We start from the raw sequence: 17554 nt of genomic DNA, 5'->3' as shown, positions 1-17554 counted from the left end.
GCAGACTTCAGATCGTAGATTCCGTCACTGTCCGATTTTCGGCGGGTAGCTCACTTGATCGGCTCAGCCAAGCGCGGATCAACCTTCGGAATCGCTTTGGTTGGCCGGTAACAGACGGTCCGGCGCGGCACCCCAGGACCCGCGCGCAGAGCTTGGTCAGCGGAACCTTGATGCCCTCAGCGAGAAGGTCCTGATGGATGCTCTGGATCATTTGTCGTCCTGTGCATCCAGCAGGGCTTGGTATTTTTTTCTAGCACGCAACTCCAGCATGGCCTCGCCATAGGCCTCTTGAAGATCCTTCAGCTGCTTCTCGTATTGCTCCCGGACATCGAGCGGGTTCGCCCGCAGGGAATTCTCCATCCCCCGCGTCGCGTCATCAACCCACCCCTCAATCTCCGAGGGCGACAGGTCGAAGGACCGGCTGGCCTCCGCCACCGTGGTCTTGCCCTGAATGATCTCGATCACCAGCGCGGTTTTGCGCTTCGCCGTCCAACGCTTGATGCTGTCGTCCATGGTCACACTCATTGCTACGTTCTCCCTTGTAGCATGAGCAGGTTTTCACTGGGTCAATACACCGACGCCAATATCGCAAGGTGCATTCGGCGATGGACACGGCCACCGGCGACATCCGTGCCGTGGAGTTCACCTCGAGTGACAAGGGCGATAGCCCTGTGCTGCCGCACCTGCTTGACCAGTTCCATGCTGATGAACAGATCGGCACCGTGACGGGCGACGATGGCGGGAGGACTGCCCAGCCGCCAAGGCCCGCAACGAGATCCTCATGGCTACGCAACACCTGGGGCGGGCAGCCTGGAAACGCTGGTCCGGATATCACGCCCGAAGTCGGATAGAGGCAAAGATGAAGTGCCTCAAGTCGTTCGGGGAACGCATCGCCTCACGTGATCCGGACCGTCAGACAGCCGAGGTCCAGATCACGGTAGCACTCATGAACCGTTTCAATGCACTCGGCACTGCCGAGATCAAACGCGTGGCCTGAACCCAACGGGGAAAGGGGAGCGCCTGCCCGCAGCCTGACTTCTGCAACAATGCCCCCTCGTTGCAACTCTTCCAGTTAGTCGTCCGATAGCGGGCAGGGGCAGGTCTCGTCATCTCAGACCATTAACCCCCTGGATTCCGCGTGGGAATCCTGCTCGTCGGGGACTTCTGCAACAATGCCGTTTATGAGCCCCATTCCTCTTTGATAAAATCAAGAATACTATTTGCTCGATCTCTCACTTGCTTCTTCCCCCATTTCTTGCCTTCAATTATGGTTCCCCCCACCGCCAGAGTTCCCCGCAGGCCATGCTTCAGATACTTCTCCGCCTTTTCTGTTGGAGGGATGTCTTTCAATGATGAATTAACACCAGGTGGCAACATCGTGAGATTTCCGAGGTGATGCGTATAATCGGTGTCTGCACTCTGCGGAGAGATGTGCTCAATGGACTTTGCCGGATCATCTGCCCAAATCTTTTTCCACTGGGATAGGTTTATCTTTTCCCCAGAATCTGCGGCTAGATGCTCATCATATCTAAACAGAAGATATCTAAGCTCTTCAGTCCATCCGTTGTAACAGTCGCCCCAATAATCCTGGTCCTTCAGTAGTGGGCCAATGTCGTAATCACTTCCTAGCTCATCAATTCTGGAGAGAATCAAACTCTCAGAAAGGTTCTCGGAGTGAATGTCATAGGAAAGCCTGACATACTCACCTACTTTTGTTCGCGTATCAGCTCCGCCCAAACCGTATATACGAAAAGAAACTTTTTCCCATGCCATTAATAGGCGATACTCTCTTTCTTTTTCGAATTTCCGCAGCATTATTGAAACTGCAAGGAACCTCGCATGCAATATCTTTGTTACGGCAGCTCGCCTTGGATCAGACCTCAAGCGACTGAGCAGCGTTACAATTTCCGAAAGCCATTCAGCGGTATGGATGATGGTCTTGAGCTCTTGCCCGCCTTTTTCAATCAACTCACCGGATGCAGTCTCCTCGCTAACGATCCTGTTTGGCCTTGAGGGAAGGGCGAGAGTGCCTGCGAAACGCAGTGCCTCTCCACCTAGCGCATGCTCTAAGCCTAAGTGATGATATATGTTTCTCCACGTTGAGCGCATTTCACGGAGACCGTTATCCCTAGCTCCATCCTCCACGTGTTCAAAAATTGATGCCATCAGTTGACTTTTGGTTTTATCAATCCATTTCACGTCGAGCCCGCGACTATTGAGGACCTCAAATACTCTATACACAGTAGCTTCATCATCGATCTGGTGGTAGATGACAGAAAGCTTGTTTCTTATTGTGCCAACTAATTCGATCAGCGTATATTGCGAAACCCAAGCGTCCACGAAATTCTCGCAATCGATAATTGCGTCGATAATGTTCTTTTCAGCTGCGGTAGTTGCGGGTTGCGATTCAATACCCCCGCCTCTGAGGTATTTTGTGAAAACGTTACTGCTATCGTGGTTTGTTTGCAGCAGCACGAGTGAATGATCATCACCTTTCACCAGGAGATCATTAAGGTCTCGCTTAACTTTTTCATCATCGCGGCTAGTATTTTCGTTGAGTTTCTTCTCAATCGCTTTCAATAGAATTATAATTGTAGTGATTCTCTGCTGACCATCAACAATGTCGACTGACTGAAATTCATCTGCAGAAATTACCTTTTTGCCGCGCGCAAGCGCGACAACGGTCGACATGAAGTGTTCACGCCCTGAAATTCGTGCCTCTCTGATGTCTTTAAATAGATCACTCCTTTGCCGTGATTGCCAAGAGTAAGCCCTCTGGTAATCAGGTATATTGAATAACCGGCCACTCAGAAGGCTTGCGACTGAAAGGTGTAATGGACTTAACTGCATAATCAACTCGACATCCTTGTGGTTTGACATCCGCGACGGAAGGTAGTGCGCCGATCTGCTCAAGTGAAGGAGTATTGTCGCTTGCCTCACAAGCGGTGCCGAAATGCGTCCTTCAAATATGCGACGCCCGGTCCTTACCTGCCTTTTTCTCATCATCCTATGATGGAAGTGTTTTGTGCGGTGAGGAGACACAGACATCGGCCACGCGGGTGGTCAGATTGGCTAGCGCCGAGAAGGGCGGGTTCATCAACACCACTGAGGGCATGACCCCGGCGTTGAGGTGGTCGTGGATCTGCGCGGCATCGAACCGGGTGACAGACAGGGCCGGGAAGAGGGAGGAAAGGAGATCCGCGCGGGTCTCGCCCAGTTCGTTCAGAGCGAGACTGCCGCCGGCGATGTCGGCGAGGATTGCCATCAGGCCAGTGCCAGCCGAAGGCTCAAGCACGACATCCGAAGGCGAGATCGACGCGGCGGTGACGACGGCAAGCCCAAGCGGGAGGGGCGTGCTGAACTGCTGCATTGCCTTGCTTTCTTCGGAGCGCCTTGTATGGCTCGGCGTCAGGCCCGCAATCTTCGAAAGAGCAGCGAGACGCGCCTCGGGCGCTGCCGCTTTGCGGAACAGCGCTCGACCGAATTTGCGCAGGAAGAGGATCGTGGCGACTTCACAGGCCTCGTAGGCGTCTTTCCAATCCCAGAGGCCGGAGACGTCAGATTCGCCGAACGCGGCCTCCATGGCACCGCGCAGCATCGTGCGGTCGACGCGCCGGCCGCGTTCGAGATGCGGCAGAAGCGCGTCCGCTGCAGCGAGAATGCAGGGGACGGACAGAACAGGAGAGGGCGCGACCGGCGCTTGCGCCGTGGTCGCGGGGGACAGGTCATTCATCGGGAAGATCCTCGGGAGAGCAGAGCGCGGGACGGGACCGGACGGCGCTCTCTCTCAACCGCCCGGAACCTGCCCGTTCCGGCCCCACCTCGACCTCCCACGTTGAGCCGGACAGGCCCGTGCCCACGGCGCGATCGCCGCAGCACATCACTCGGCGCGCGCCATGTCAGGCGGGCCCTGCGTCAGGGATCTATGCCCGAATGGGGGAAGACGGCGAGGCTGGCTTCCGTCTGTCAGGACCTGAGCCCGGTCCCGGCAATGCTGGGAGAAGCCAAAATCCACCCACCGCTTCAGTCGGACCATCTTATGGCACCAGGCCCTTCACTGCCGCTCAATACTCCGCAACATGGCATTTCTCAAAGCTCGCGCGACGAAAGACGCGGCCCTCTGCCACCATTCGGTCGCGACTATTGCTGCACAGCAGCGTTCCCAGAAGCAGCCATTCAGACCGTTTTGCAGCAGCGTCCCTGTAGTCGGCAATCTGCAGCGTCAGCCAGCTCGGGGTGATTTAGTCCATCTTGTGCGTCTTCCGCATGCTGCATGCTTCGGACCCCTGTCCACGCCAGGCCCGTGCTGGCCGAGATCTGTGCTGCAGTGGACCGTGCACGGTGGCAGAGTGAAATATCCTTCGGCTTGCTGCGGATCAACGCTCGGTCCCGGCGGGTCGGGCGGCGACGCCGGACCGCGACAATTGAAAGGCTGCCGGGTCGCATTCGGGGGCACAGGTCGACGGGGAGCTGGATTCTGCGCACCGGCAGGCAGAATTGGTCTGGATCTTAATCCTATATTGGCGGGATCATGCCAGTCCGATTTCTGGCACTTATCCGGCAGATCGCGACCCGCCATTCTGAAGGAGACATGCAATGACTGATCCCATCCATCCCCCAGTTCCGGCCCTGGGTGAAAGCCTGCCGACAGATATGGAAATCCGCGCCCTGGCGCTGGCGGATGCCGCTCCCTGGCGCGAACTCTACAAAGGATATGCCGGTTTCTACAAAGTCCCGATGACGGAGGGCATTCTCGATCGCACCTGGGCATGGTTACAGGATCCGACCCACCCGCTTGAGGGCCTGGTGGCCCTCTCGGCGGGCAAGCCGGTCGGCTTCGCGCATTTCTGGCCGCAGCCGCGCCCGCTGCTGGGTCGGGACGCGGGATTTCTCGATGATCTCTATGTCGATCCGTCCCTACGGGGCCGGGGTGTCGGTCGCCTGCTGATCGGGGCCCTGAACCAGATTGCGCGCAGCCGGGGCTGGCCGATGCTGTCCTGGGTGACCGCAGAAGATAATGCGACGGCGCGGCGGCTCTATGACGATGTGGCCAATGCCGCGAACTGGGTCACTTACGAGAAGCCAATCTGACGGGGTTGCGGGCCGGTTCAGACATCGTCCAGCCCGGGCCAGAAAGCTCCCGCCGATTTTGGGCGGGGGCAGAAGATGGCCTGCCCCACCCTGACCACATCGGCGCCCTCTTCGATGGCGATCTCGAAATCGCTGGTCATGCCCATGGAAAGCCGCGTGAGCCCGGGATGATGCAGTTGTACCGCGTCACGCAGGTCGCGCAGCAGCGCCGGACCCGGAGGGGATCGGCGCTGAGAATTGCGAGCGTCATCAACCCCTGCGGCCTCAGACGCCGGAAGTCCGCCAGCCGCTCGTTGAAGGCGGGCAATGCATCCTGGGGGAGCCCGTATTTGCTGTCCTCGCCTGAGGTATTGACCTGCATGAACATGTCGAGATCACGTCCATCGGCCTCAAGTCTGCGGTTCAGTTCCGCCGCGAGCCGCAGGCTGTCGAGCGCGTGGAACTCTGATGCGAACCGCACCAGATACCTGACCTTGTTCGTTTGCAGATGCCCGATGATGCTCCAGCGGACCGGCAGATCGGAGAGGGCCGCCTGCTTGTCGCGGGCCTGCTGCAGCTTGTTCTCGCCGAAGTCCCGGATCCCGGCGGCAAAGGCGTGACGCAGAACGGCGGCGGGCACGGGCCTGGTCACCGGCAACAGCCGCACCTCATCGGGGGCACGGCCAGCGCGGGCACAGGCTTCGGCGATCCGGGTCTGAACGCGCGCCAGGTTCTGTGCGAAGCGCTGCGCCGGGTTGTTGCCGAAGCGGCTGATGTCTGCGTCGGTGAGCATCTCTGAGGGAGAGGAAACAGGGGGCATGGCCGACTTCTCCGTGCTTGTGACGCGCAAGAGCAAGCGGGTTCGGTCGCGAAGTACTCACCACTTTTACATCTGTGACCAGACCATTCAGCCAGGCTGCACCGCAGTTCTCAGATCGTGCAGCACACGCGCAAGAATATGAACGCCGCTTTCCGGCTCTGTTGGCGTGAAGGCGGCAAAACCCATCAGGAAGCCAGGCAGCGGTCGCGCGGTTGCGTGCGCGCTGATAGCCCGGTCAGGCCAAGCCCCGCTCGGGCGGCGGCGTTGATCACCCGGGCCTCGGCCAGATCGCAGGTCAGAAGGCAGGGCATCTGCAACCCTCCGGCGGGAACGCGCGCCTCAACGAGGCCCGCCAGATGTGTTTCAATCAGCCGGGGCGAGGATCCGCATCCTTTCGGCATAGATGTTGCGCATCAGCCTGATAGGCGCCCCGAAATGCCCGCCCTGGATGAAGCGCGCAAGCACCAGCTGTGGGATCGAGGCCGGATGGCCGTCCTGCTGGGTGCGCGCGATGGTGATGGGACCACGAGGTCCGGCGGCAGGATCAGATAGCCGATCCTCAGGCCCGGAAAGAGTGATTTGGTAAAGGTCCCGATATAGATTGTGCGGTCATGCGGATCGAGACCCTGGACGCAGACCATGGGGCGTCCCGCATATCCGTGACACAGAGACCCGTCCCGGCGGGGAAGAGCCCCGGCAAATCGGGCGAGGCCAGAGCCTCCTTAGGGCTGAGCCCGATAGAGGCGCTGACAGGGGGCATGGCATTCTCTGTATGGAAAGAAGGCGAGGGGCGCGAGGTCATTCACATATGACAGTGCAGGGACAAGGCGCGGGTTGGCGCGCCTTGTCAGATTGCGTGTCAGATCACAACGCGCAGCTTTTCCTGAGCTGCCTTCGAAAAGGGGGCAGTATGAACGGTGGCACGAATCGTGGGCTGCTCATGGCGCTCGACATGGGGTTTTCGGGATCCCCCCTTGATCTCACCCCAGGTCAGCACAACCTCGGTGCCCGGATCGGCGAACGCCTCATCTATGCCGACCAGCGAGAGGAATTCGCGCTCGTTGATAGTGTAGCCGCAATATTGCGACATCCCGACCAGCGTGCCGTCAGCCGTACGCACCTCATCGGCCTGGGGCCAGCCAAACCGGTGTAAATGCAGGGCAAAGACCCCGCGCGCCAGCCGGGGCCTTCGTGTGCCGCTGAAATCAGACGCCGAGGAAGGCTTTCTCGGTTTCCTCTTCGGAGCGCACACGGTCGGGCCTCCCTTTACTGCCTTGCACCTGCATCTGGTCTGATCATCGGCGTTGAGTGGAAACGGGCCACAAATCGCGTCTGTCACCCGCCCCGCAGTGTATCCCGCACGGTCTTTGCCGCGCCGATCAACAAGCCGAGATCTACACTGCCCGCCACAAAAGCATACCCCAAGGACAGGTAGCGCCGCGCATCTGCGGCGGTCGTCGCCAGAATACCTCCCGGGATACCCAGTTTTTGCAGCCGCCGGATCGCGTCTTCCAATGCGGCCTGCACCTCGGGATGCGCGGGATTGCCCAGATGCCCCATCGAAGCCGCCAGATCTGAGGGGCCGATAAAGACGCCGTCAACGCCCGGCACCGAAGCGATCTCTTCCAGTCGCGCCAGCGCCTCGCCGGTCTCGATCTGCACCAGAAGGCAGATCTCGTCATTGGCGATCCGGAAGTAATCGCTCGTCTGGCCAAAACGGCTGGCCCTTGTGCCACCGGCAACGCCACGGACGCCATGCGGCGGATAGCGACAGGCCGCAACCGCCTCTGCCACCTCTTCGGCGGTCTGAACGAAGGGAACAAGCAGGGTCTGCGCCCCCATGTCCAGCGCGCGTTTGATCAGCACCTTGTCATTCCAGGCTGGCCGGACGACATGGGCCGAGGGGCCGGCGGCGGCGGCCTGCAGCAAAGGTTGCAGCGAGGCCAGATCGACCGGCGCATGTTCGGTGTCGAACAGCAGCCAGTCGAAACCGACAAGGCTGAGGGCCTCGGCGGTCACCGGGCTCGGGATCGACATCCAGAGCCCGTGCAGCGCCTCGCCCGCACGAAGGCGCGCCTTGAAGACATTGCGAGGCGCGGCAAACGGCGAGGACGGCAGAGGGTTATGGGGCAGCCCGCTCATATGAACTGCACCGAAACCGATCCGAGCGGGCCGAAATCGGCATGCAGCGTATCGCCTTTTCTGGCATGGACCGGACGGGTGAAGCTGCCAGAGAGCATCATATGCCCCGGCTCCAGCACGGTGCCATATTGCCCGACCTTATTGGCCAGCCAGGCAATCGCCATCGCCGGATGACCCAGCACGCCCGCTGCAAGACCGGTCTCCTCGATCTCGGAATTGCGGTAGAAGATCGCGCCGGCCCAACGCAGATCGACATCCGTGGGCCGCACCGGGCGCCCGCCAAGGATGATCCCCGCGGCTGCGCCATTATCGGCCACCGTGTCATAGATCCGGCGCGGCTCGGTCACGCGGGCATCGATGATCTCGATCGAGGGCACCACCCATTCCGTGGCACGCAGCACATCGATCAGCCCGACGCCCGGCCCTTTCAGCGGCTCTTTCAGGATGAAGGTCAGCTCAGGCTCGACGCGCGGCACGCAGAAATTCTCGAACGGCACTTTCGCACCGTCATTGAGGATCAGATCATCGAACATATAGCCGAAATCGGGCTCGTCGATTTTCGATGCCGCCTGCATCGCCTTGGAGGTCAGGCCGATCTTGTGGCCGATGATCCGGGCCCCGGCCTTCACCTTTGCCTCGGCCACCGCCGAAGAAATGGCGTAGCTGTCTTCCAGCGCTATTTCAGGGAAGCGTTCGGACGGACGGATGCCTTGCTTTTTAGTGCGGTGGCTTTCCAGAAGCGAGGCCACGCATTCTGCCCGCTGTTCATCTGTCAGCATGATATCCTCAGAGTTTGATGCAGATATTGCGGAGCTCGGTATAGAACTCCATCGAATGGACGCCGCCTTCGCGCCCGATGCCTGAAGCTTTGGCACCGCCGAAGGGCGTGCGCAGATCGCGCAGGAACCAGCAGTTCACCCAGGCAATCCCGACGTCGATCTGTCGGGCGACGCGGTGAGCACGCCCGAGGCCCTCGGTCCAGATCGAGGTGGCAAGCCCGTAACGCGAGTCATTGGCCAGCGCGATGGCCTCTTCCTCGGTGTCGAAAGGCTGCAGATGGGTGCATGGTCCAAAGATTTCGTCACGGATGACGGGGCTGTCTTCCGGCAGGCCGGTCCAGACGGTGGGTTGCACCCAATATCCGCCCTCGTACCCCTTCACCCCGGCAGCACCGCCGCCGGCCAGGATCGTGGCCCCTCCTTCGCGGGCGCGGTCATAATAGCCCAGCACCTTGGCGCGATGTTTTGCGGAAATCACCGTGCCCATTGTGGTGGCCGGATCAAAGGGATCGCCGAAGCGATAGGCCGCCGCCTTTGCCGCCAGCCCCTCGGCCACCCGGTCAAAGATGCCGCGCTGGACATAGATGCGCTCGGTCCCAAGGCAGACCTGCCCGGTATTGGCAAAACAGGCACGCCCGATGCCTTCCATGGTTTTCTCGAAATCCGCGTCATCAAAGATGATCCCGGCATTCTTGCCGCCCATTTCAAGCGAGACCGGGCGCACTCCTTTGGCGGCAGCCGCCATGATCGCCTCGCCGGTGCGGGTTTCGCCGGTGAAGGTGATGCCGTCGACATCGGTATGCTGAGTCAGATATTCGCCCGCCGACCCCACACCATGGCCGTGGACCACGTTATAGACGCCCGGGGGAATGCCGACCGCATTCATCACCTCACCCAGCAGGGTCGCGGTGGCCGGGGTTTCCTCTGAAGGTTTCACGACCACGGTATTGCCGCAGGCCAGCGCAGGCGCGACCTTCCAGGTCATCAAAAGCAAGGGCAGGTTCCAGGGGCAGATCACCCCGATCACACCGCGAGGGTCTCGCACCGCGTAATTCAGCGCGCCGGCCCCGTCAGGGGTGGCCATCTCAAAGCTCTCGGTGGCAAGGGTCATCACCTGATCGGCGAAGACATTGAAATTCGCCGCACCACGCGGAATATCGATATGGCTGGCAATCGAGCGCGGCTTGCCGGTGTCGCGGATCTCAGCCGCCAGAAACTCGTCGAAACGGGCATTTATGCCATCTGCCAGTTTGCGGATCAGCCCCACACGCTCGGCCAGCGACATCCGGCCCCAGGGTCCTTTCAGCGCGCGGCGTGCCGCGCCAACCGCCTCATCGACCTGATCGCGGTCGGCGCTTCGGATCTCGCCGATCACCTCGCCCGTGGTGGGGAAATGATTGGCAAAGGCCGGTCCCCGGCCCGCGACATGGCGGCCATCGATGAAGTTAAGATACTCAGTCATTCCCGTCTCCTTCAGACCCTGCCTCGGGATCCCCCCAGGTCAGATGGTCCCACATCCGTTCAAAAATCCGGCCTGCTTTGGTGGCGCGGACTGCTGCCGCCTCTGGTCCGATCACTGGGGCACTGCCCGCGAGACCCGAGGCCAGCGCCGCCAGTTCGATCCGGCAGGCATCTTCCAGATAGAAGGCCAGGCCGAGCGCCTCTTCGAGGCTGTCGCCCGCCACGACCGCGCCATTGCCACGCATCAGAAGCCCCCGGCTCTCGCCCATCGCGGCAATCGCGCCTTCGGCCTTTTCATCGTCGCGGATCAGCTGCGGATCATCCCAAAGCCCGGCCGCAGGCGCGAAATAGGTGCCAAAGCCGTGGCGCATGGCGGGAACCCGGCCAAGGGCGGCCAGAGCCATGGCCTGCGGCCCCATGAAGCGGATCACGCCGCCGCATTCGGGGCGCAGCGCGTAAAGGCGCTGATGCAACCGCACCTCGCCCAGCACGCCCTCGGGCAGCGCGCCCTGCACCGGCACCACCACGCATTCGGCCCCGACAGCCACCTGCGCAAGCGGGACCGAGGGCGCGACAAGGAAGTGATCCTGGTCGATCCGGGCTGAGCAATGACCATAGGCATGAACCAGCCCGGCACGGCCAAGACCGCGCGCCGCCATGCGCACGATCCGCGCCTGCGCGCTGTGCATTGCGCCGCTCATTTGCTGAAAGCCGCGATCTGGGGCTTCGCGCCCCAATGGCAAAAGCCCTTGGGTTCGAAATGGAATTGCCGGTCGCGCCAGGCCGGTTCGTCATGGATTTCACAGACGCCGGTGGAATATTCGAACGTCATCCCCTCCGGCCCGGTGAAATACAGGAACTCGGCCGAGGAGGTCGGATGCGCGCCCGGCCCGAAGGTGATGTTCACCTGATTGTCGCGCACGAAATGGAACGAGCGCTGGATGTCATCGGTCGAGCCGACCTGATGGTTGATGTGCTGGATACCCGCCTTGTGGAACGGGAAAAGTGCGATCGAATGGTGGATCGTGCCCAGACGCATCAGAGGCGCATCGCCAATCCGGTCAGATACGCGGGCATTGCAGACCGAGGTCCAGAAATGCTCGTCGCGCACCAGATCGGAAGAGCAGAGGCCGACATGAGAGAAGCCGGTGATCCCGGCATTGCGGGTGCCGTGATAGTCCAGCCCGGTGGTTTCGGGCCGCACCACGAATTCGATCACATTGCCGGTCGGATCCTGGAAACGGATGAATTCGCGCACCATCCTCGCGTCGCATTCCTCGCGCGTGCCGTAATGCACCTTTTGGCCCAGTGTCTCCAGCGTGGCCCCGGCCCTTTGCAGATCATCGACAGAGCCGATCTCGAACCCGGTCATCTGATCGGCGGGATCGCCCTCGAAGTAACACAGCGTATGGGCGCGGGCATCGGATTTGAAATAGACCGCGCCCTTGCGGCGCTCGGCCACTTCAAGGCCGAGGATATTGACCGCATACCATTCGGCTCCGGCCAGATCCCTGGTGCCAAGCCGGCAATAGACGACATCGCGCAGCTCGATCATTTTTCAGTCCTCCCCAGAAATTCTGGCTGATGTGTGGGCGATCCCCAGGCGCAATGCGACAGGGCCGCATCGGCGAACTGGCGGGGCGCGCGGGCCGTGACCTCCGACCCCTTCTCCATGCCGTGCATGTAGGTGAAGAGCACACCCGCAGGCCCGCGCGTGGTCACAAAGGCCGCGCCCGAGGTCGGCTGACGCCCGGGGCCGGCAAGAACCGGCTGTTGCAGTTTTTGCAGGTGATACCAGTTGCGCATGATGTGGTCTTTGGTGGCCACCTCCCATGCCGCACCAAGGATGCCATCATGCGCGGATGGATAAAGTGCGATCCGGTGATGCGCCTCGTCCAGCGCAAGGAAGACCGCTTCGCCGGCATAGTCGCTGGTGCGCAGGCCAAGACCTTCGGTCCAGAAGTGCTCATTGGCAGGAATATCGGTGCAGGCCAGCGAAACCGCGGCGAAATCGCGGATCCCGGCATCGCGCGGCCCATGATAGGGCCAGCCCGATGTCAGCGGCCGCAGCACCAACTCCACCGTCACCCCGTTCGGCGCGACCACCGACATGGCCTGGCGAACCTCGCGCATTGCGCAATCCTCGGGGGAGAGCCGGGCAGACGCATGGCCCAGTGCCGCCAGTCGCGACTCCAGCCGGTCCAGGTCTTCCGGCCGCGCCACACTCAGCGCAACGGCCGGGTCTTCACTCACCGAGCAGCACAGCGCGTAATTGCGGGCATCCGAGCGGAACATGGCGCGGCTGTCATCGCGGTCGCCGGGCATAAGCGCAAAGATCCCGGCAGCAAGATCGGTGGCTGCATCAAGATCATCGACCCTGAGGCGCAGATAGCGCAGGTCACGGTAGGTCATCGGGATCTCCGAAGTCATGTCTTGGGGCCGGGGCGTGTGGTGGCACAGGCGCACAGGCGCGCCCCGGCGGGTCGTCAGGGCTGGATTACTGGGCCGAGAGTTCGGCTTCGAGATCCACCAGAACCGGGGCTTTCACGCGCCAGTCCTCGTACCATTTGTCGATGGCCGGGCCGAACCAGGCGCGGTCAACCGAGACAACGGGCACATCGGTCGTTTGCAGATCGGCCATGTATCTGTTGTCGAGTTCGCCATAGGTGTCGATGATCGACCCGAAGGTTTCGCGCATGATCTCCTGCACGATGGCACGGTCGCCTTCGGCAATCGTCTGCCATTTGCGGCCCGACGCGACGGCGACCATCGGGAACATCATATGGCGCGAGTCGAGGATCGTGCCGAGATGGTCGTAGTATTTGGTGTTCCAGGTGCCTTCGTGGTCCAGCTGCGCACCATCGACCTGACCATTGGCCAATGCATCATAAAGCGCCGGCAAAGGCATCGGAGTGGGTGCAGCGCCAAGGGCGATCCAGAAATCCAGCTCGGGCGCGTTCGGCACGGTGCGGATTTTTTTGCCCTTAAGATCGCCCACTTCGCTGACCGTGCCGCGCACATCAATTGTGCGCATTCCAGCCGAACTCCAGCCAATCCCGACCACACCAAAACGGTTCATATCGGCCAGCAGTTTTTGCGCGGTCGGGCCCTGCAGCGCCTTTTTCGCCCCCTCGATATCGGTCACCAGATAGGGGGCCAGGAAGACGCCGTAATTCGCATCTCGATTGGCGAATTCACCAACGGTCAGCCAGGCGAAATCCAACGCGCCGGTCTGCAATTGCTGCAGCATCTGCGCCTCGGAGCCAAGCTGCCCCGAGGGGAAGAGCATGATCTCGACGCGGCCTTCGGTGGCTTCCTTGATCCGGTCCGCGGCGACCTGACCCTGCACGCTCCACTGGTGCGAGGGCGGTGTGATCAGACCAAGTCGGTATTGTTCGGCCTTTGCCAGACCGGCACTGATCAGCAGGGCAAGCCCCGCCACCAGGCCAACAGATTTCAGTTTCATCGCAGTCCTCTCTTACGACCCGTTCACGTGACGGGCCTGCTCCTCCAGAAATTTCAGCACTTCGGGCAAACGCCGGTCCCGCTCGGCCCCGATGTCCGCCACGCTGCGCGGATCGGCCTCAGCCATGCCCTGCACCAGCGCCGCCCGGGTCTTCTCGTCCAGGCGCGGAGTGCCGAGGCTGTCCCACCAGCGTTCGAATTCCGTGCCGAGCGCATCGAAGAACCCCTCGAACCCGCGCGGCCCGCCCGAAACATGGAATACCGCAGATGGCCCCATGATCGTCCAGCGTGGCGCAAGACCAAGGGCCACGGCGGCCTCGATATCGCCGAGGCTCGCCACACCCTCGCGGGCCATATGAACCGCCTCGCGCCAGAGTGCTGCCTGAAGCCGGTTCACCAGATGGCCGGGCATCGGCTTGTTAAGCGTCAGAACCCGCTTGCCGAGACCCTCATAGAAGGCGCGCGCGCGACCAAGCGTTTCGCCCGATGTCAGCATCCCTCCGGAGAGTTCCACCACGGGCATCAGCCAGGGTGGATTGCAGGGATGCGCAATGAAAACCCGCTCAGGCCCGGTCACCCCCTGCGCAATCTCGTCCGGCGAAAGCCCCGAAGAGGAGGAAGCGATCAGCGTATCTGCCGCAAGCAGCGGCGCAATGGCCTCAAGGGCGGCGCGCTTCAGGTCTGGTCGCTCGGGCAGGCACTCCTGCAACAGGACAGGTGCGGGCCCCTCTGCCCGGGACGCGATCACCGGAGGGATGACGGTCTCGGGCAGCCCCACGACCTCGGTCATGCGGGCTAGGATACTCTCGACCCGCGCGCGGCTGGCTTCGGTGTCAGGGTCAATCACCTGCACCTCATGCCCTCCCGCGACAAAGGCCGCCGCCCATCCGGCACCAATCAGGCCTCCGCCCAGAACCCAGACACGCGCCATCACAGCAGCTCTGGCAGGAAGAGGACCATCTCAGGGAACAGAACCATCACCAGGATCACAACAAGGACAGCCGCAAAGAAGGGCAACAGCAGCACCGCCAGGCGCTCAGCCTTTACTTTACCCATCAGGGCCGCCGTAAAGAGCCCGGTGCCGACCGGAGGCGTCAGCAGCCCCAGCGTCAGGTTCACACAGAGGATCACGCCGAAGAACACCGGATCGATGCCGTAAACTCCGGTCGCAACCGGCAACAGCACCGGCACAATCAGGATGATCGCGGGGATCGGATCGGTGACCATGCCAACAAACAGCAACAACACGTTCAGCATCAGCATGAAGACCACGGGAGATGCGGTCATGGCCTGCATCGCCGCCGCCACCTGGGCCGGGATGTTCTCAAAAGTGATGACCCAGGAGAATACGGTCGCACAGGCAATCAGGAACATCACCACTGCCGAGGCTTTGGCCGCATTGACAAAGGCCATCAGGATATCCGCCAGCTTCAGTTCACGATATACGAAGGCGCCCACAAAGATCGTGGCAATGCTGCCAAGGGCGGCGCTTTCGGTCGGATGGGCGATGCCGCCAAGAATGGTGCCGATGATCGTTGCGGGGATCAGCGCAGCCGGCAGGGCCTCAAGCACCGCCCGGCCGCGCTGCGCCATGGTCAGTCGCTCGCTGCGAGGGAAGTTATGTTTGCGCCCCAGCCAGCCGATCACCGCGAGAAAGGCGACAAAAATCAGCACCCCCGGCACGATGCCGGCAATGAACAGATCTCCGATCGGCAGCTGCGCGATCACCCCATAGATGATGAACAGCATCGAGGGAGGGATGATCGGGGCCAGCATACCGCCCGCTGCCGTGATCGCGACCGAGATATCGCGTGGGTAACCCTGCTTTTCCATCTCCGGCACGGCAAGGCGCGACATGATGGTGATCTGCGCCACGGTCGAGCCCAGGATCGCCGCCATCATCATATTCGCGCCGAGATTGACATAGGCCAGCCCGCCCTTGACCGAACCGAGCAGCGCCAGCGCGAGCGCCATCAGGCGACGCCCGATCCCGCCGACATTCATGAACTCGCCCAGAAGGATGAAAAGCGGCAACGACAGCAGGCCGTAATTTTCAAGCCCGCCGAACAGCTGCTGCGGGTAGGACAGCAACAACACCGTATTGCCGCTGGCATAAATATAGACCACGGCACAGATCGCCAGGACAAAGGCGATTGGCACGCAGAGTATGACCAGCCCGACAAAGCTTGCCCCGACGATCATGTTGCGTTCCTTTTCAGGCTTCTGAGATCGACATCGATCCAGGACAGGCAGTGGAAGGTGGCGCAGAGCGCGAAGACCGGCATGATCAGCCAGAACCAGACCTTGCGGATGCCCAGCGTGACGGTGGGCTCCTGGTAAATGAAGTTGAAGCTGGTGGCGGAGAATGCTTCGGCCGAGCCTGCGGCCAGTAGGGTCAGCGGGTCGAACCAGATCCAGACCATCCAGACCAGCAAAAGCAGGAAGGCAAGCAAAACCAGGTCCACAATCAGCGCAAGTATCGCCGATCCCTGCGGCCCGAGCTTGTCCGCAAGTAGTGTCACCGCAATATGCTGACGCGCGCTGACCGCAGCAGATGCCGCAAGGAAGGCGGCCATAACCATCAGGAACACGGCCAGTTCATCCGCCCAAAGAAGCGGCGCACCAAGAAATCGGCTGACCACATTGGTCAAAAGCAGGGCGAAAAGTGCAAAAGTCAGCAGGCCGGCAGCGAACAGTTCCGCCTTCGCAAGGGCCGTACTCAGGCGGCGCAAAAGAGAGCGGTCAGCACAAAGGCCACCGATCCCGGCACCTTCGGCCAGTGAGTCGTGTTTGTTTTCCATATTTTCCTCCCCATGCTCAGAAAATATCGATATTTTAGCGCTGTCAATTTAAAATTTGATTTTATATGATGTCCACCTAAGATCGATCTGAGTGATGATCGCGCCTTTGCCCCCTCTGAGAGCCACTGAAAGCCAAGATGCAGCAGACAGTATCGCCGCTTCCGCACAGCTATGCCGCAGATGACAAAACCCATGCGGAGCGTGCATATCGCCTTCTGCGCGAAGACATTGTCGCGGGAAAACTGGCCCCTGGAATGAAGCTGAAGATCGAGATGCTGCGCGATCTTTATGGCCTGGGGGCCGGTCCCTTGCGCGAGGCGCTGGCGCGGCTTTCGGGGGATCATCTGGTGACCCTGCTGGGGCAGCGAGGCTTTGTCGTGGCCCCAATGTCTGTGCAGGATGCACGCGAAATCGGGGATCTGCGCAAGCAGCTCGAGGGCGAGGCAATTGCCCAGGCGATACCGCTTGGTACCAGGGCCTGGGAGGAACGCCTCATCTCAGCCTGGTATCGCCTCGAGCGGCTGGAGCGTACCCCCGAGACAGCAAATCTCGCCGAATGGGAAAAGCTCAACTCAGAGTTTCATGAGGCACTGGTTTCCTCGGCAAGCTCCGCGTGGCTGCTGCGGATGCGGGCCATGATGTATAAGCATCATGAGCGTTACAGGCAGCTTTCTCGCAGCAAGACCGTGCTTACGCGCGCCGTCCATGATGAGCATAAATTGCTGTTCGATTGTGCGATGGACCGAAATGTAGAACGCGCCGTTGAGGTGACGCGCCTCCATATCCAACGCACGACTGATGCTGTGATCCAGGCGCTGGAGGTGCCGGCTGTGTGGCATTCAGCGATTGCAGAGGCAGGTTCCGGGTCTGGTCGGCGCTGATCTGTCCCACTGTAATACCCATCCAGTCGTCAACAGGCTCAGTGTTCTAAGGTCAGCACACGAACTGGCCCGACATATGGACTGAATAGCCCCATGTTTCGTGGACGCCTTCTTCGCTAACTTTGAGGCAAGGAG

The 17554-nt window shown here is 61.0% G+C and carries 18 protein-coding genes and 2 pseudogenes; 3 read left to right on the top strand and 17 right to left on the bottom strand.

Going from position 1 to position 17554, the window contains the following annotated elements; genetic code table 11:
* Positions 1-207: 207 nt before the first annotated feature.
* Positions 208-525, bottom strand: coding sequence for a transposase (locus tag JC607_RS24125; protein WP_198839260.1), 318 nt, complete (start codon positions 523-525; stop codon positions 208-210).
* A 38-nt stretch (positions 526-563) separates the two neighbouring features.
* On the opposite strand from JC607_RS24125, the pseudogene JC607_RS24120 reads away from it, so the two are divergent.
* A pseudogene (locus JC607_RS24120) lies at positions 564-997 on the top strand (transposase); the annotation flags it as partial.
* Between the two features lie 182 nt (positions 998-1179).
* Here the strand turns inward: JC607_RS24120 and JC607_RS24115 are convergent.
* Both JC607_RS24115 and JC607_RS24110 read right to left on the bottom strand, forming a co-directional pair.
* Positions 1180-2850, bottom strand: a complete 1671-nt coding sequence (locus JC607_RS24115; protein WP_233093132.1) for a DUF262 domain-containing protein — start codon at positions 2848-2850, stop codon at positions 1180-1182.
* A 196-nt stretch (positions 2851-3046) separates the two neighbouring features.
* Positions 3047-3733: pseudogene (locus JC607_RS24110) on the bottom strand (methylase); the annotation flags it as partial.
* Positions 3734-4596: 863 nt separating this feature from the next.
* Here JC607_RS24110 and JC607_RS24105 point away from each other — a divergent pair.
* Complete coding sequence (locus tag JC607_RS24105; RefSeq protein WP_198839258.1) at positions 4597-5091, top strand: GNAT family N-acetyltransferase; 495 nt, start codon at positions 4597-4599, stop codon at positions 5089-5091.
* 17 nt (positions 5092-5108) lie between these two features.
* On the opposite strand, the gene JC607_RS25870 is transcribed toward JC607_RS24105, so the two are convergent.
* The 14 genes from JC607_RS25870 to JC607_RS24045 form a co-directional block, all read right to left on the bottom strand.
* On the bottom strand, positions 5109-5237 hold the full coding sequence (locus tag JC607_RS25870; protein ID WP_255532658.1) for a hypothetical protein: 129 nt from the start codon (positions 5235-5237) through the stop codon (positions 5109-5111).
* The gene (locus JC607_RS24100) at positions 5228-5926 is read right to left on the bottom strand and encodes a YggS family pyridoxal phosphate-dependent enzyme (RefSeq protein WP_198839257.1); all 699 of its coding nucleotides are present in this window, start codon (positions 5924-5926) and stop codon (positions 5228-5230) included. The genes JC607_RS25870 and JC607_RS24100 overlap by 10 nt, the downstream gene beginning before the upstream one ends.
* Before the next feature lie 149 nt (positions 5927-6075).
* Positions 6076-6201, bottom strand: coding sequence for a hypothetical protein (locus JC607_RS25865; protein ID WP_255532657.1), 126 nt, complete (start codon positions 6199-6201; stop codon positions 6076-6078).
* A 548-nt stretch (positions 6202-6749) separates the two neighbouring features.
* Positions 6750-7010, bottom strand: a complete 261-nt coding sequence (locus JC607_RS24095; protein ID WP_198839256.1) for a hypothetical protein — start codon at positions 7008-7010, stop codon at positions 6750-6752.
* 215 nt (positions 7011-7225) lie between these two features.
* On the bottom strand, positions 7226-8032 hold the full coding sequence (locus JC607_RS24090; RefSeq protein ID WP_198839255.1) for an HpcH/HpaI aldolase/citrate lyase family protein: 807 nt from the start codon (positions 8030-8032) through the stop codon (positions 7226-7228).
* On the bottom strand, positions 8029-8811 hold the full coding sequence (locus tag JC607_RS24085) for a 2-oxo-hepta-3-ene-1,7-dioate hydratase (RefSeq protein ID WP_198839254.1): 783 nt from the start codon (positions 8809-8811) through the stop codon (positions 8029-8031). Before JC607_RS24085 ends, JC607_RS24090 begins: the two co-directional genes overlap by 4 nt.
* Positions 8812-8818: 7 nt before the next feature.
* Positions 8819-10273: a 2-hydroxymuconic semialdehyde dehydrogenase gene (locus JC607_RS24080; RefSeq protein WP_198839253.1), complete on the bottom strand. Its 1455-nt coding sequence runs from the start codon at positions 10271-10273 to the stop codon at positions 8819-8821.
* On the bottom strand, positions 10266-10961 hold the full coding sequence (locus JC607_RS24075; protein ID WP_198839252.1) for a class II aldolase/adducin family protein: 696 nt from the start codon (positions 10959-10961) through the stop codon (positions 10266-10268). The genes JC607_RS24080 and JC607_RS24075 overlap by 8 nt, the downstream gene beginning before the upstream one ends.
* Positions 10962-10969: 8 nt before the next feature.
* On the bottom strand, positions 10970-11827 hold the full coding sequence (locus JC607_RS24070) for a VOC family protein (RefSeq protein WP_198839251.1): 858 nt from the start codon (positions 11825-11827) through the stop codon (positions 10970-10972).
* A complete protein-coding gene (locus tag JC607_RS24065; RefSeq protein WP_198839250.1) occupies positions 11824-12684 on the bottom strand; it encodes a VOC family protein in 861 nt (286 codons plus the stop codon). The genes JC607_RS24070 and JC607_RS24065 overlap by 4 nt, the downstream gene beginning before the upstream one ends.
* 85 nt (positions 12685-12769) lie before the next feature.
* Positions 12770-13738, bottom strand: coding sequence for a TRAP transporter substrate-binding protein (locus tag JC607_RS24060; RefSeq protein ID WP_198839249.1), 969 nt, complete (start codon positions 13736-13738; stop codon positions 12770-12772).
* A gap of 12 nt (positions 13739-13750) precedes the next feature.
* Positions 13751-14668 (bottom strand): 3-hydroxyacyl-CoA dehydrogenase family protein, encoded by a 918-nt coding sequence (locus JC607_RS24055; protein ID WP_198839248.1) that lies wholly within the window; start codon positions 14666-14668, stop codon positions 13751-13753.
* Positions 14668-15939: a TRAP transporter large permease gene (locus tag JC607_RS24050; protein WP_198839247.1), complete on the bottom strand. Its 1272-nt coding sequence runs from the start codon at positions 15937-15939 to the stop codon at positions 14668-14670. The genes JC607_RS24055 and JC607_RS24050 overlap by 1 nt, the downstream gene beginning before the upstream one ends.
* Positions 15936-16538: a TRAP transporter small permease gene (locus JC607_RS24045; protein ID WP_198839246.1), complete on the bottom strand. Its 603-nt coding sequence runs from the start codon at positions 16536-16538 to the stop codon at positions 15936-15938. Before JC607_RS24045 ends, JC607_RS24050 begins: the two co-directional genes overlap by 4 nt.
* 137 nt (positions 16539-16675) lie before the next feature.
* Here JC607_RS24045 and JC607_RS24040 point away from each other — a divergent pair, with 137 nt between their 5' ends.
* Positions 16676-17419, top strand: coding sequence for a GntR family transcriptional regulator (locus tag JC607_RS24040; protein ID WP_198839245.1), 744 nt, complete (start codon positions 16676-16678; stop codon positions 17417-17419).
* Positions 17420-17554 lie beyond the last annotated feature (135 nt).

The sequence above is a fragment of the Paracoccus sp. IB05 genome (assembly GCF_016405985.1).
Lineage (GTDB): Bacteria > Pseudomonadota > Alphaproteobacteria > Rhodobacterales > Rhodobacteraceae > Pseudogemmobacter.
Note: the sequence above shows the minus strand (reverse complement) of the source record. Positions and strands in the feature narration are given on the sequence as shown.

Bases quoted from the DNA above. Each gene is read 5' to 3' on its own strand.
- JC607_RS24125 (WP_198839260.1), bottom strand. From the start codon at position 525: ATGAGTGTGACCATGGACGACAGCATCAAGCGTTGGACGGCGAAGCGC.
- JC607_RS24115 (WP_233093132.1), bottom strand. From the start codon at position 2,850: ATGCAGTTAAGTCCATTACACCTTTCAGTCGCAAGCCTTCTGAGTGGC.
- JC607_RS24105 (WP_198839258.1), top strand. From the start codon at position 4,597: ATGACTGATCCCATCCATCCCCCAGTTCCGGCCCTGGGTGAAAGCCTG.
- JC607_RS25870 (WP_255532658.1), bottom strand. From the start codon at position 5,237: ATGGGCATGACCAGCGATTTCGAGATCGCCATCGAAGAGGGCGCCGAT.
- JC607_RS25865 (WP_255532657.1), bottom strand. From the start codon at position 6,201: ATGCCCTGCCTTCTGACCTGCGATCTGGCCGAGGCCCGGGTGATCAAC.
- JC607_RS24090 (WP_198839255.1), bottom strand. From the start codon at position 8,032: ATGAGCGGGCTGCCCCATAACCCTCTGCCGTCCTCGCCGTTTGCCGCG.
- JC607_RS24085 (WP_198839254.1), bottom strand. From the start codon at position 8,811: ATGCTGACAGATGAACAGCGGGCAGAATGCGTGGCCTCGCTTCTGGAA.
- JC607_RS24080 (WP_198839253.1), bottom strand. From the start codon at position 10,273: ATGACTGAGTATCTTAACTTCATCGATGGCCGCCATGTCGCGGGCCGG.
- JC607_RS24075 (WP_198839252.1), bottom strand. From the start codon at position 10,961: ATGCACAGCGCGCAGGCGCGGATCGTGCGCATGGCGGCGCGCGGTCTT.
- JC607_RS24070 (WP_198839251.1), bottom strand. From the start codon at position 11,827: ATGATCGAGCTGCGCGATGTCGTCTATTGCCGGCTTGGCACCAGGGAT.
- JC607_RS24065 (WP_198839250.1), bottom strand. From the start codon at position 12,684: ATGACCTACCGTGACCTGCGCTATCTGCGCCTCAGGGTCGATGATCTT.
- JC607_RS24060 (WP_198839249.1), bottom strand. From the start codon at position 13,738: ATGAAACTGAAATCTGTTGGCCTGGTGGCGGGGCTTGCCCTGCTGATC.
- JC607_RS24055 (WP_198839248.1), bottom strand. From the start codon at position 14,668: ATGGCGCGTGTCTGGGTTCTGGGCGGAGGCCTGATTGGTGCCGGATGG.
- JC607_RS24050 (WP_198839247.1), bottom strand. From the start codon at position 15,939: ATGATCGTCGGGGCAAGCTTTGTCGGGCTGGTCATACTCTGCGTGCCA.
- JC607_RS24045 (WP_198839246.1), bottom strand. From the start codon at position 16,538: ATGGAAAACAAACACGACTCACTGGCCGAAGGTGCCGGGATCGGTGGC.
- JC607_RS24040 (WP_198839245.1), top strand. From the start codon at position 16,676: ATGCAGCAGACAGTATCGCCGCTTCCGCACAGCTATGCCGCAGATGAC.